Source organism: Lysobacter sp. TAB13 (assembly GCF_052113885.1).
GTDB classification, from domain to species: Bacteria; Pseudomonadota; Gammaproteobacteria; order Xanthomonadales; family Xanthomonadaceae; genus Lysobacter; species Lysobacter gummosus.
Window position 1 is genome coordinate 214,328 of sequence record NZ_JBFRDR010000001.1, and the last position, 14,622, is coordinate 228,949.

The window sequence follows — 14,622 nt, forward strand, 5'->3', positions numbered from 1 at the left end:
CCCCCTGCCCCCCTTTTTCAAAGGGGGGAACAGCACGGGGTGGGTGGAAGGGACGGGGCCGGAGGCGGCGGCTGTCGATGCCGAAGGCCCTCCACCAAGCACGTCAATGAGCCCCCTTTAAAAAAGGGGGCCAGCGCCCGGCGAATCCCCGAGGTCAGGCCACACCCCAGCGCGGGGGATTTGCCCCACGCGCGACAAAACTCCCCATCAACGCCGATACAACGACCGCAGATTCAACCCCTTCTGCAAACTGGCCAGATCCGCCTTCGACCGCACCGCGATCTCCACCGTCTCCCCCGGCAGCAAGGTCAACGCATTGTCTGCCAGGCTCACGTCCTGATCGCCGAAATCCACCCACACCGCGCGCGCGAACTTGTCGGCATGGACGCTGAGCACATAGCCCTCGCCGTCGCGGCGCAACCGCGCGCTCAGCTTGGGGTCCGCCCACGCCAGCAGCCGCGACTCGGCGAAATACACCGCCCGCCGCGACACCGTGCGGCCATCGACGATCAACTCGAACACCGCCGCAGTGCGTTTGGGATCGGCGCCGCCGAGCAGCTCGGCATCGCTCCACGACCCGGCGCGCGTGGACGCCAACGCCGCCAAGGTCGCCGGCTTGCGCTCCTCGCGCAGCACCCGGCCGTCGAAATCCATCACCCGCATCCGCCACTCGCCCGCCACCGGCGCGATGCGATCGGACAACAGATTCAACTCGGTGCGGCCCCCGTCCTTGTCCGACACCCGACGCAGCGGCGCGATCGCCAGTTCGGCGAAGAAACGCTTGGCGTGGAAATGCAGCGGCTTCCAGCGGCCGAAATAATCCAGGCTCGACCACGACGCGCCCGGCCAGACATCGTTCAACTGCCAGTACAGCGAGCCCATCGTGCGCGGCCGCGAGGCGCGGTGATGCAAGGCCGCCAGTTCGATGCCCTCGGCCTGCACCTGCTGGCTGAGATAGACGAAATCGGCGAAGTCGCGCGGCTCGCCGTATTCGCCGCGGATGTACTTGAGCAACCGCGTGTTGCCGTCGCCGGCGAGGAATTTCTGGTGCGCGCGGATCACCGGCGTGTCGATGCCCTGCTCGCCCGGCTGCGCGAACGCGGCGATGGTGCGCAGCGACGGCCAACCCTGCAGGCCGTACTCGGACATGAAGCGCGGGGTTTCCTCCAGGTACGCGCTCGCCGGCAGCGCCGGGCCGCCCCACACGTCCCAGTAATGCTTGTCGCCGTTGTCGGAGTCGTTGGCTTTCTCGGCCAGATCGTTGCTCGGCGAACTCGACCAATACGGCACACCCGCGCCGTCTTCGGCCACGACCGCGCGCAGGTCCTTGCCGAACAGCGCGACATAACCCTCCCACACCGTCTGCGCGAACTTCGGATCGGCCTCGGTCAGCTTCTTGCTGTAGCCCCAATCCTTCCACGCGGTTTCTTCTTCGTTGTTGCCGCACCACAGCACGATGCTGGGATGGTTGCGCAGCCGGCGCACGTTGTCGCGCGCCTCGGCGACCACGTTGGCGCGGAAGGCGGCGTCGTAGCCCGGCGGCATGCCGCCGCCGAACATGAAGTCCTGCCACACCAGCAGGCCCAGTTCGTCGGTCAGTTCGAAGAAATCGTCGGATTCGTAATAGCCGCCGCCCCAGTTGCGGATCATGTTCATGTTGGCGTCGCGCGCGGACTGCAGGTCGCGGCGCAGGCGCTCGCGCGTGACCCGCGCCGGGAATGCGTCGAACGGAATCGCGTTGGCGCCCTTGGCGAACACCGGAATGCCGTTGATCACGAAGGCGAAGCTCTGCCCTTTCGCGTCGCGTTCGCGCCGCAACTCGACGCTGCGCAGGCCGGTGCGGCGCTGCGCGCTGGCCTGCACGCCATCGCGATCGCGGACCACGGCCTTGAAGGTGTACAGCGGCTGCTCGCCGTAGCCGACCGGATACCACAGCTGCGGATCGGCGATGTTCACCGCGATGGCGACGCGGTTGACGCCGGCACGCAGTCGCGCCGATTGGCTCAGAGTCTTGCTGCGCGCCTGGGCGTCGGTGTATTCGATCTCGATCGTCGCCGCGTCGGCGCGGTCGCTGTGGATTTCCAATTCGACGGATGTTTGCGCCGCCTGCCTGGAAACATGCTCGGGCCGCACGTGCAGGTCGCCGATGCGCAGGCGGTCCCAGCTGTCCAGGCGCACGCCGCGCCAGATGCCGGCAGTGACGTAGCGCGGGCCCCAGTCCCAGCCGTAGTGATAACCGGGCTTGCGCACGAAGTTGGCGGTCATCGCATCGCGCGGTTCGTCGCCGTAGGGCGAAGGATAGTTGCCGGCGATCTTGTTCGGCATCGCCTGCACCTGCGGCAGCAGGCGGCGGATCGGCGAATCGAAGACCACGCGCAATTCGTTGCCGCGCTCGCGCAGCTGGCCGTCCACCGGCACCCGCCAGGTGCGGAAGCTGTTGTCGGCCTTCAGGACCTGCTTGCCGTTGAGATAGATCGTGGCGAAGGTGTCCAGGCCGTCGAACACCAGTTCGTTGTGCGCGCGCGCTAGGCTGGCCTGATCGACGTCGAACTGACTGCGGTATTCCCACTGCGCCAGGCCGATCCATTGCAGCTGCGCTTCGCGCGCGCCGACGTAGGGATCGGGGATCAGCTTCGCCGCGAGCAAGTCGGTGTGCACATGGCCGGGGATGGTCGCGGCGTGCCAGCCGGTCGCGTCCTTGTGTTCGGCGGCTTGCGGATCGTCCGGGGTCAGGCGGAATTGCCAGTTCTCATGCAGCGGCCGGCTGCTTAGCGGCGCGGCCTGGGCGGCATAGGCCGCGAGCGCGGCGATCAGCATCAGGGCGATCGCGGCGAGGCTGCGCAGGCGCGAAACGGAGTCGGACGAGGATCGGGCGAGGGGCATGCAGGCACCTGTGGATGGCGGGTGTTGCGGGGTTGCTATGGGACTTCAGCGGTCAGCGTTGCGGAACGATAGCGGCGCTGGCAGCGGCGCGAGAGGTGAGCGATAGCGATTTGCTGGCTCGGTCACATGAGTTGGCTTCATTGCGATCGGAGCGAAAAGCTTCGGGGCTGAAGCCCCTCCCACGGAGACTTCGCGGTTGCGTGGAACTTGAGGAACAAAAGGCATCGGGGCTGAAGCCCCTCCTACAACAGACTTCACGACTGCGCGATAAAAAAGCGGGAGCGCGCTTCCCGCGCTCCCGATCCGATACCGGACAAGTCCTCGCGAACGCGTATTGCAAACGCGCCTTGAGGGGGTACACCGCCTTGCCCGGGAGGTCCGCGACGCAACCGGCGCGCCCGACTGGAGGGCGTGCGCGCAAGTTCCGCCACGGGGTTACCGCCGATCGAACGGGCCCGGGCGGCCCGCTCGCTCGATACCGAGGTGCTGCGATCAATCGAACTTGTAGACGAACTCCGCCGAGATTTCGCGGCCCACGCGCGAGAACACGCGCTCGTTGGCGTAGGCGAAGAACTTCTTGTACGGGTCCTTGTAGTCGGCCTCGTCGAGCAGGTTGTCGATGTACAGGTTGACCCGGGCCTGCTCGGTCAGCTGATAACCCGCGGTCAGGTTGAAATACACCGGCGCCTTGAGCTTGCCGACCATGTGGCAGGTGGTGTCGGTCTGGCCGGGAAGGATCGGCGCGCACTCGTTGTAACCGTCGCCGTTGACGTGGCCGATGCGGTTGGCGAACAAGGTCGCGTTCCACGGGCCGCGGCTCCAGCTGGCGCTGGCGCGGGCGAAGGTGCGCACTTCCTTGTCGCGGTTCTCCTGCATCGGCGAACCTGGGTCACGCTGTTCGTTGTTCTTGAGCTGGTTGGTGTAGTTGAACTGGAAGCTGAAATCGCCGAAGCGGGTCTCCGGGATCTTGTAGCGCGCGGTCAGATCGACACCGGCCACTTCGCGGTAGGCGATGTTGATCGGGCCGCTGAACACCGACACCACTTGTCCGATCGGATAATTCGGATCGGCCACGCCGAAGGAATTGGTGCCCGGCGCGCTGCGGGTGACGCGCGAGACGATGTCCTGGCACGTCGACGATCCCGGGGTGACCTGCATGCGGTCGCTGGCGCGGCGCGTGCGGCCGTTGCGACACTGGCTTTCCAGATCGAGGATGTCGGCGATGTCGAAATCGCGGACCTGGTTGTCGATGGTCATGTGCCAGTAGTCGGCGCTGAACGACAGGTTTTCGGCGGCGTCCCACACCAGGCCGGCGCTCCACGACTTGCCGGTCTCGCTGTCGAGCTTGAGGTTGCCGGTGCGGGCGATGTTGTGGCGGTAGTACAGCGCCTGCGAACTGCAGTCCGGCCCGAGCCCGCGGTTGATGCAGGTGGCCACGTCGGAATCTTCCTGAGTGCCGGTGCCGCTGGTGGCGAACAGGTAATGCATGTCCGGCGCGCGGAAGGTCGTGTTGTAAGCGCCGCGGACCAGCAGGCTTTGGATCGGACGCCACTCGATGCCGGCGTTCCAGGTGAAGTTGCTCTCCTTGCGCGCATCGTCGTCATAGCGGTCAAAACGGCCGGCCGTGGTCACGTTCAAGGTCTTAAAGACCGGCACCTTGAACTCGACGCCCACGGCGTAGCGCTTGCGGTCGCCGCCGCCCTGGTTGGTGCCGCCGGGTTGGTCGTAAAGCTTGTTCGGACCGAAGGTCAGCGGATCGGGGTCGAGGCGGTAGCCTTGCGAGCCGGCTTCGATCACACCGGCGAAGCCGACCGGGCCGGCCGGCAGCTCGAACAGATCGCCGGTGACCGCGAACTGGGCCTGGTTCATCCACGATTCGGCGCTGCTCTTGCCGCGCGTGGTGAGCTGGCGGAAGGTGTCCGGCGTCATCGGCGACCAGAACTTGCCCTGGTCCAGCGCGTACACCGGCAAACCGTTGTTGGTGCCCAGTTGCGGCCCGAGGAAATAGCTGTCGACCGCGCCTTGCAGCATGCCCGGGAAGCTGAAGTCGACCTTGTATTCGGTGCGGCCGACCGTGGCGTCCCAGTTGAAGCGTTCGCCGAAGCGGCCGCGCAGGCCGGCGGCGAGGTCCCAGGACCGCTCGCTGGTGTTGAACAGGAACGGATCGCGGCTGCCGGCTTCGGGCACGGTGAAGGCGCGGCGCGCCTGATAGCTGCGGCCGGTGTTCTGGTCGTAGAACGCGCCGCCGCGGTTGAGTTCGAAGCGCAGCGCTTCGTCTTGGCGCGACTCGCCGTCGCTGTCCCACAGCGACGCGCTGACCCAGGCCTGCATGCCGTTGTCGAAGTCGTAGGTGAAGTTGCCGAAGCCGGAGCGGTTGTCCGAACCGTTGCGCAGGCTCCACAGCGAGTTGCCGCGCGACTGCGAGCAGCTGTAGCCGGGGAACTCGGGCGCGTTGCCGTCGTTGCCGAGGAAGTTGTGCTGCGGCAGATCCTGGAAGCGGTCGCAGGCGCCGGCCGGCGGCGTGACGCGGCGCCTGGCGCCGGTGTCGATCAGCTCCACGCCCCACACCCACGGCCAGGGATCGTTGACCAGCGGCTTCACCGTGGCGGCCGGTTCCAGATCGGAAGCCAGGAAGCCGCGCTGGCCGGCGAAGATGGTTTCGCGGCCGCTCAATTGCACGCCGTAGGTGGCGCTCCACTTATCGCCGGTGCGACCGCCCGTCCACGATAAGTCGTAGGAATCGCCGCCGCCGCGGGTGGTGGTGCCGCCCTTGATCCGAACCTCATCGCCGTTGAAGTTCTTCTTCATGATGATGTTGATCACGCCGGCCATGGCGTCGGAGCCGTAGATCGCCGAGCCGCCGCTGGCCAGCACTTCGATGCGCTCCACCGCCGACATCGGGATGTTGTTGAAGTTGGCGAAGTTACCGCGGCCCTCGTAGGGCAAGGGATAGTCGGCGACGCGGCGGCCGTCGATCAGCAGCAGCGTGCGGCCGGGGCCGAGGTTGCGCAGGTTCAGCGGGCTGGCGTTGGGCGTGGGGCCCTTGTTGACGTCGGCCTGGACGGAGCCGGTGACTTCGGTCAGCGAGCTCAGCGCCTCGTACACGTTGGCGAAGCCTTCGCGCTTGATCTGTTCGGTGGTGATCACCGTGACCGGCGCCGGGCCTTCGATTTCCGCGCGCTTGATGCGCGAACCGGTGACGGTGATCTTGTCGATCGCCTTGACTTCGCCCGCCGCGGCGGGCGCCGCGTCCTGCGCCTGCGCGAGCAGCGGCAGGTACAAGGCCGCGAGCGTCGCCGCGGTCAGGACGTTGCGATGCGCGAAGCCGCGCGAACGGCCCGTGATCTGTTGCGATGCATGGCCTTGGTTCGGCTTGCGGTTCTGATGCTGGCTCACTGGCTACCCCTCCCAATCGCGGCCGAACCCTCGGCCAAGGTTACGTTCGTGTGTGCGGGACTGGCGTGCTCCGCGCCGCCCGATTTGGATCGATCTAAAATCACAGCAAAAAAATCCCGTCGCGACACCTGTTGCGGCTTGACTCGCGCGCTTGAGCGAAGCCGTTCAATGCACCGCCCCGCGCACGTCCAGCGGCCGCAGTTCCTGGCCCGGCGCCGCCGATTGCAGACTCAGCGCCAACCCGCCTTCGCGCTGATACCAGTCGATGCGCAGGCGATGCCAACCGCGCCGCAGCGGCACCGAGGCGACCACGGTCTGGTCGTAGCTTTCGTTGCGGATCACCGGTTCGCCGTCGATATACAAGGCCGAGCGGTCGTCGCCCTGCAAGGCGTAGCGATACACGCCGTCGGCCGGCACTTCGATGAAGCCATCGAAGCGCACGCCGAAACGGTTCTTGCGGCCGAAGGCCTGCACGTCCAGCGACGAGGCCGCGCCCTGCGCCACCGGCGAGTCGGCGCGTTCGAATTCGTCCAGGCTGGAAAACAGACCTTCGTACACGCGATATCCCAGACCGGTTGCGGCGCGCGCCGGCTTGGAGATCGCCGGCAGATAACTGCGATAACGCACGCTGGCGCTGTGCACCCCACTACGGCGGCCGTCGGCGAGCACGGTCACGGTGCGCAGTTCGCGCGACTGGCCCAGCGGCACGGCGATCTCGATCGGGCCCTGATAGATCGGCGAAGCATCGCCGGGTTCGCTGCCGTCGAGGGTGTAGCGGATGGTGGCGCCGGGCACGGCCGGAGTCAGGGTGAAGCGGTGCTTGTACTCGCGCGCGTCGCCCTGCTCGATCTGCAGCGCATCGGTCAGGCCCTGCGGCGCGGGAATGCGATAGCCCACGTGCTCGCGATCCAGTTGCGGGAACTGGCCGCGCAGGCGCCGCTGGAAATCGCCGAAATCGCGATCGGGCTGCGGCGTCCACGCCACCTCGGCCAGCGCGAGCAGGCGCGGGAACACCATGTACTCGACCATCGCCGGGGTCTTGAGGTATTCGGTCCAGACATTGCCCTGCACGCCCAGCACATGCCGCGCCTGCGCGGCGTCGAGCACCTTCGGCACCGGGTCGTAGCCGTAGACCTTGTCCAGGCTCAGTTCGCCGCCCAGGTTCCACTGCTCGTGCACGGCCGGGCCCTGGCCGTAATCGAAGTAGCAGCATTGGGTCGGGGTCATGATCACGTCGTGGCCCTGCTGCGCGGCGGCGATGCCGCCGGCTTCGCCGCGCCAGGACATCACCGTCGCGTCCGCGGCCAGTCCGCCTTCCAGGATCTCGTCCCAGCCGATGATGCGCTTGCCGCGCGAATGCAGGAACTTCTCCATGCGCTGGATGAAGTAACTCTGCAGTTCGTGTTCGTCCTTCAGGCCTTCGCGGCGCATCACCGCCTGGGCGACCTCGCTGCTCTTCCAGCGCGTCTTCGGCGCTTCGTCGCCGCCGATGTGCACGAACGGCGCGGGGAACAGCGCGACGACTTCGTCCAGCACGTTCTCCAGGAACTTGAAGGTTTCTTCCTTCGGGCAATAGATGTCGTCGTACACGCCCCAGTTGCCGCCGACCTCGAACGGGCCCGGCGTGCAGGCCAGTTCCGGATACGCGGCCAGCGCGGCCAGCGAATGGCCCGGCATCTCGATTTCCGGAATCACCATGATGTGACGGGCGCGCGCATAGGCCACGACTTCGCGCACTTCGTCCTGGGTGTAGAAACCGCCGTAGGGCTGGCCGTCGCCGACATAGGGCTCGATGTTGCGGCCGAGCACGGTTTCCTTGCGCTTGGAACCGACGCTGGTGAGCTTGGGATAGCGCTTGATCTCGATGCGCCAGCCCTGGTCTTCGGTCAGGTGCCAATGGAAGGTATTGAGCTTGTAGCGCGCCATCAGATCGACATAGCGCTTGATGAAGGCCAGCGGATACAGATGCCGGCCCACATCCAGGTGCATGCCGCGATAGACGAAGCGCGGCTGGTCTTCGATGCTCAGCGCCTGCACGCGCAGCGGCTGCGCGCCGCGCGTCGCCGGCAGCAACTGGCGAAGGGTTTGATAGCCGTAGAACAAACCTGCCGGCGGGCCGGCCAGGCGGATGCCGAGCGCGGTGATCTCCAGCGAATAGCGTTCCTTGGTACGCGCATCGGCATTGGCGGTGACCGGCTCGGCGACGAACTGCACGTAGCGGCTGGGATCGGCCTCGCCCTTGCGCGCCTGCGGGGCGCCGCTGCGCAGCGGCAGTTGCAGGCCCTGGGTCGCGATCAGCTCATCGCGCAGCAAGTGAGCGACGGCGCGCGCTTCGGCGTTGTTGGCGTAGATCGTTACCGCGGCGTCGAGAGCGAACTCGCCTTCGCCGCGTTGCAGTTTGGCCGGCAGCGGCACCAGCTCGGGCGCGAGGACGGCGGAGCCGGCATTGGCCGCGGGCGTAGTCGTCGCCGCCGCGTGCGCGTTCTGCGCCAGCGGCACCACGCCGATCGCCGCGCCGAACAGGCCGAGCACCGCTGCATGCAGTTTGGTTCGTCCTGATTTGGCCAGTGCGTCTTTCATCGGGCTTGGGTCCTTTCTGCTGCTTCGATAAATCGCTTGCTGTTCTTGCCTGGATGCACGCTGACGATCCTCACCCTCGTGACCTTCTTTCCTACCGTCATTCCCGCGAACGCGGGAATCCAGTGTCTTGCCGCGTCCTGCCCGAAAGTCGCTGGATTCCCGCGTTCGCGGGAATGACGGCTTCTGGGAGGCAGCGCGGGTCTACTCACCTACTCACTTCGGCGAAGCGCAAGCCGAAACCGGCAACGCCTCCGCCTTGGTCCCCCACCCGCCCACCGCCGGCGTCTTGTCCAACGCGAAACGCAAAGTCCCGCCCTGGCGCAGCGCGCTCCAATCCAGCCAGACCTTGTCCTGCGGCTTGCCGTCGAAACTCGCCGACTGCACGTACTGCAGGCCGCGCCCGTCCGCGCCGGGCGCCTCGATGGTCAAGGTCTTGCCCTGGCCCAGATCGAGTTCGACCTTCTCGAAACGCGGCGTGTGCAGCAGCAGCTCGCCGCTGCCCGGCACCGCCGGGTACAGGCCGATCGCGCTGAACAGATACCAGGCCGACATGGTTCCCAGATCGTCGTTGCCGGTCACGCCGTTGGGCGCGTTGGTGAACAAGGCCTGGGCCGAGCGCAGCACGGTCACGGTCTTCCACGGCTGGCCGATCAGCGTGTACATCCACGGGCTGTGCAGATCGGGTTCGTTGTTGGGGTTGTAGCGATACTGGTTGTAATAGCTGTACGGCCCGACCACCCACTGCTTGCGCGCGGCATTGAGCGGATCGGCCAACAACGCGTCGTAAGCGAAGAACGCATCCAGACGCTTGCCGGTCTGCTCGGCGCCGCCCATCGCCGCGACCACGCCGGGCACGTCCTGCTGGGTCAGCCACTGGTACTGCCAGGCGGTGCCTTCGTGGAAGCCATGGTGCGAGCGCGGGCTGTAGGTGCCGTCGGTTTCCGAATAGAACTTGCCGCCGTCCAGGCGCGGACGCGGAAAGCCCTTGAATCCAAGCTCGGCGTCGGCGGCGTCGTTGTCCCAGACCTTGCGCCAGTTGCGCCCGCGTTCGCGCAAGGTCGCGGCGTCGTCGTTCTTGCTCAGCGCCTGCGCCATCTGCGACAGCGAGCAATCGCCGAGCGCGTACTCCAGCGTGGACGAACCGCCGTGGTGCGGGTCCACGTCCATGCTCTTGGCCGGGAACGCGCGGTCGTACTGGACGAAGCCGTCCTTGAGATAGCTCGGATTGCCGGCGCGGCCGTTGCTGCGCACCAGCGCCGGCGGCGTGCCGTAGGCGTTCTCGCGCAGCGCCGCGTAGGCCTGCTGCTCGCGGCCTTCCAGCGCGCCGAAGCGCCACAGATCGACCAGGAACGGAGTGACCGGATCGCCGGTCATCACGTTGCTGTCGAAGTTGGCGTAGCCCCAGCGCGGCAGCCAGCCGTTTTGCTCATGGATCTTCAGCACCGAGTTGGCGATGTCGCGCGCGCGTTGCGGCCGCAGCATAGCCAGCAACTGGTTCTGCGAGCGATAGGTGTCCCACAGCGAGAAATACTCGTAGTAAGTCCAGCCCTCGGCCTTGTGGATTTGCGTGTCGTAGCCGCGATAGCGGCCGTCGCTGTCGCTGCCGGTCAACGGCTGCAACAGCGAGTGGTACAGCGCGGTGTAGAACACGGTGCGGTCGTCGCCGCTGCCGCCGGTGACGCGCACCGAATCGAGTTCCTTGCGCCAGATGTCCTGCGCCTGCTTGCGCATCGCATCGAAGCTCAGCGGCTTGCCGGCCTTGCTGCCCTCGTCGCGCAGATTGCGCCGTGCGCCTTCGGCATCGACGTGCGAGATCGCGCTGATCGCGGTCACCGCGCGGCCGCCGGCGGTATCGAAGGTGAACCAGGCGCCGTGCGGACGGGTGTCGCCCTGCATGCTGTCGCTGCCGCCGGGATGGCCGCCGGTTTCGTCCCAGGTGCCGTGGCTGGCGAAGGGGCGGTCGAACTCCATGCGGAACCAGGTGGTGTACTGCTGGCCGCCGCAGAAACTCTTGGTGGTGATGCGGCCTTCGACCGCGCGATCGCCGACCACCTGCACGGTGCTGCCGACCACCAGATGGCGCTCGTTGGCCTGCCCGGTGTTGACCAGGATCGTGCCCTGCTTCGCCCCGGCCGGGAAGGTGTAGCGCTCGGCCGCCGCGCGCGTGAGCGCGGTGGCTTCCGCGTCGATGTCGCCGGCCGCTTCGCCGGTCAGGCGCACTTTGTAATAGCCGGCCTGGCCGACTTCGCCGTCGTGGCTGTACGAGGACGCGTAGGTCTTCTGATCGAAGGACTTGAATTCCTTCGTGTCGAAACGCTTGCCCGGGCCGATCTCGCCGGTGGTCGGCAACACCGACAACACGCCGCCCTGCTCCCAGCAACCGGCGCCGGACAGGAACGAGTGGCCGAAGCCGCGGATCTTCGGATCGTCGTAGCGCCAGCCGGTGTAGTGATCGCCGATCGGGCTGACCTGGATCAAACCGAACGGCGCCGAGGCGCCGGGAAAGGTGTTGCCGTCGTCCTTGCTGCCGATGAAGGTGTTGACCTCGCGCACCGGATCGCGCGCGGCCTGTGCCGCCTGCGCGACCGATCCGCACACCAGCACCAGGCCCAACGCCGCGGCGAGAGGCCCGATCCGGGCGAGCAAGCGCGCCGCGCCCTTCGTGGAAACCGTACCGCGCCTGCGTCGAACCGGTGTGCCAGCCATCGTGTGTGGAGTCCTTGCTGCAAGAGTGAACTAATGCCGCGGCGGCCCGATGCGGCCGCCGCGGCGCGGCGTTGCTTACTTGAAGTCGAACACGTATTCCAGGGCGATTTCGCGGCCGACCGGGCTGAAGATGCGGTCGGCGATGAAAGCGAAGTCCTTCTTGTACGGGTCCTTGTCTTCGTTGACTTCGTCGAACAGGTTGCTGACGTAAACGTTGATCTTGGCGTTATCGGTGATCTGATAACCCGCGCTCACGTTCCAGGTGATCGCCGGTCCCACGCGGCCCCAGTACTTCTCGGTCTTCTGGCCGTAGGTCGGGCTGGCGGTATCGTTGTCCACGCAGTTGTCGGAGCTGGGCACGTAGCCGTCGGCGAACTCGCGGCAGCCGCCGAAGCGCACGCTGGGCACGCTGCCGACGCGGTCGGCGTAGACGGTGGCGTTCCACTTGTTGCGCTGCCAGTTGACGCTGCCGCGGAACTTGCTGCGCGGCTCGCCGGTGCGCTTTTCCTGCATCTGTTCGCTGTCGTCGGTGCGCGTTTCCAGCTTGAGCAGGTTGGTGTAGTTCAAGCCGAAGCTGAAATCGCCCCAACGCTGGGTGTTCAGGCGGTACTTCAGCGACGCGTCGATGCCTTCGACGTTGCGCGCGGCGCGGTTGATTGGGCCGGTGCGGATTTCGGTGACCGGGCCGAGCAGCGGGCCGGCGCCGTCGGGATCGGCGCCGCGGGTCACGCGGCTCAGCTGCAGCTTGCAGCGGTCGGCGCTGGGCGGGCTCAGACGGGTTTCGCCGGTCGGGGTCTTGCCGGTCAGGCAGTAGGCCTCGTCCAGCAGCACGTCATTGGCGCCGACGTCGTCGATCTCGTCCTCAAGCTCGATGCGCCAGTAGTCGGTGGACACCGACAGGCCGTCGGCGATGTCCCAGACGAAGCCGGCCGTCCACGAACTGCCGGTTTCGTACTTCAGATCCGGCGTGCCCTGGCGCGAGATGTCCGCGTCCTCGACCTTGAAGCCGGCGTCCCAGGTGCAATTGCCCTGCTGGCCCGCGCGCAGGCAGCTGAGGTAATCGGTCTGGTCCGCGACCGAGGTGCTCGGCGTGGCGTAGACGAAATGCATGTCCGGCGCGCGGAAGCTGGTGGCGTAGGTGCCGCGCACCAGCAGGTTGCTGAAGGGACGCCATTCCAGGCCGGCGTTGTAGGTGCTGGCGGCGTCGCCGGAGACCGCGTCGTACTTGTCGTAGCGCCCGGCCACCGAAGCGGTCAGCGACTTCAGCAGCGGAATCTTGAACTCGACGCCGGCGGCGTAGTGATTGCGCGTGCCCGAGCCCAGATCGATGTTGGCGGTCTGGTCGTACAGGCGGTTGTCGCCGAGCGTCTTCGGGTCCGGCGCCAGGCTGTAGCCCTGCTTGGCTGCTTCGAGCTGGCCGGCGAAGCCGATCGGTCCGGCCCAGCCTTCGAACAGGTCGCCGCTGACGATGAAGTTGGCCGAGCTCAACCAGGATTCGGCGCGGTTCTTGCCGCGGGTGGTGATGGAGGCGTAGTCCTGCGGCGAGATCGGGTTCCACAAGCGGCCCTGATCGATCCGGTCGCGGTTGGCGCCGAGGAAATAGCGATCGGCCTCGGCGGTCAGGATCGCGGGGAATTTTTCATCGACGCGGTACTCGGCGCGGCCGATGCTGAAGTCCCAGTCGAAACGCTCGCCGAACTTGCCGCGCAGGCCGGCCGACAGGTCCCAGGACAATTCGTCGGAATGGGTGTAGCCGTTCTCGGCGCCGCCGATTTCCTGCGGCGTGAAGTAGCGCACCAGGTCCAGATTCGCGCCGACGCCGCTGTCGAAATAGCTGCCGTTGGAGCTCCACGCCGGCATGAAGGTCATGTTGGTGCCGCGCGAGCTCCACACGCCCAGCGTCGCCCAGCCCTGCATGCCGTTTTCGAAATCGTAGTTGGCGTAGACGTAGCCGGAGCGGTCTTCGCTGCCGTTGCGCAAGGTCCAGTGCTGGAACACCGCACTCTGGCCGCACTGCGAACCGGTGTTGCTGATGGTGTTGGTGTTGCGGTTGTAGGTGCGGCGGTTCTGCAGGAAGAACTCGCCGTTGAACTGGTCGCAGGCGCCGGGCGGCGGCGCCATGCGCACGCCGGTGTCGGCGTTGAACATGCGGATGCCGACCGAGGGCAGGATGCCGACCTTGCGGTCCTGCGGATTGAGCGACTGCGGCGGCGCGTCGAAATCCGAATCCATGAACTCGCGCTCGCCGGCCGGCAGCGCTTCGCGCTTGAAGTACTGCAGCGCGTAGGTGACGCTCCAGTTGTCGCCGCTGCGGCCGCCGGCCCAGGACAGATCGATCGCGTCGCGGCCGCCGCGCGTGGAGGTGCCGCCGCGGACCTTGACCTGATCGCCCTGGAAATCTTTCTTCAAGATCACGTTGATCACACCGGCGACCGCGTCGGAGCCGTAGATGGCCGAAGCGCCGCTGGCCAGCACTTCGATGCGCTCGACGATCGCGGTCGGGATGTTGTTGTAGTTGGCGAAGTTGCTCTTGCCCTGGTACGGCAGCGGGTAATCGACCACGCGGCGGCCGTTGATCAGCAGCAGGCTGCGGCCCGGGCCCATGTTGCGCAGGTTCAACGGACTGGCGTTGACCGTGTGCTGGCCCCAGGCGATATCGGATTCGACCGTGCCCATGGCTTCGGTCAAGGTGGTCAGCGCGTCGTAGACGGTGTTGAAACCTTCTTTCTCGATCTGCGCGGCGGTGATGGTGAACACCGGCGCCGGGCCTTCGATCTCGGCGCGCTTGATGCGCGAACCGGTCACGGTGACCTTGTCGATCTCGGTGGGCTTGCGTGCGGCGGCGGCCTGGGCGGCTTCGGCGCCGGCCGGCGCTTGATCGGCCTGGTCGGGCTGATCGGCAGCGGCCGCCTGCGCCCCCCAAGGCGCAAACAGGGCCGACAACAAGGCGCAGGTCAGTGCGCTGCGTTGCAGGGTGGAATCTCTCATCTTCGCGGTGCTCCCCAAGGAAAGTGGACTGCAATGGCGACCGGTCCGTGGTCCCGAAATACACTGGAA

At 66.7% G+C, this 14,622-nt stretch carries 6 protein-coding genes; 1 reads left to right on the top strand and 5 read right to left on the bottom strand.

All coding sequences use genetic code 11. The features are described from left to right. Positions 1–207 precede the first annotated feature (207 nt). The gene (locus tag AB4Y92_RS00840) at positions 208–2,883 is read right to left on the bottom strand and encodes a beta-mannosidase (RefSeq protein WP_441817919.1); all 2,676 of its coding nucleotides are present in this window, start codon (positions 2,881–2,883) and stop codon (positions 208–210) included. Between the two features lie 139 nt (positions 2,884–3,022). On the opposite strand from AB4Y92_RS00840, the gene AB4Y92_RS00845 reads away from it, so the two are divergent. Then, positions 3,023–3,094, top strand: a complete 72-nt coding sequence (locus tag AB4Y92_RS00845; protein ID WP_441818263.1) for a DUF6053 domain-containing protein — start codon at positions 3,023–3,025, stop codon at positions 3,092–3,094. 281 nt (positions 3,095–3,375) lie between these two features. Here the strand turns inward: AB4Y92_RS00845 and AB4Y92_RS00850 are convergent, their stop codons facing one another. The 4 genes from AB4Y92_RS00850 to AB4Y92_RS00865 form a co-directional block, all read right to left on the bottom strand. Continuing rightward, entirely contained in the window at positions 3,376–6,279 is a 2,904-nt protein-coding gene (locus tag AB4Y92_RS00850; RefSeq protein ID WP_441817920.1) for a TonB-dependent receptor plug domain-containing protein, read from the bottom strand. A gap of 165 nt (positions 6,280–6,444) precedes the next feature. After that, positions 6,445–8,859 (bottom strand): family 20 glycosylhydrolase, encoded by a 2,415-nt coding sequence (locus tag AB4Y92_RS00855; protein WP_441817921.1) that lies wholly within the window; start codon positions 8,857–8,859, stop codon positions 6,445–6,447. Positions 8,860–9,072: 213 nt separating this feature from the next. Further along, entirely contained in the window at positions 9,073–11,565 is a 2,493-nt protein-coding gene (locus tag AB4Y92_RS00860; protein ID WP_441817922.1) for a GH92 family glycosyl hydrolase, read from the bottom strand. Positions 11,566–11,640: 75 nt separating this feature from the next. After that, positions 11,641–14,553 carry a TonB-dependent receptor plug domain-containing protein gene (locus tag AB4Y92_RS00865; protein WP_441817923.1) on the bottom strand — a complete coding sequence of 971 codons (2,913 nt, stop codon included), beginning with the start codon at positions 14,551–14,553 and terminating at the stop codon, positions 11,641–11,643. Positions 14,554–14,622 lie beyond the last annotated feature (69 nt).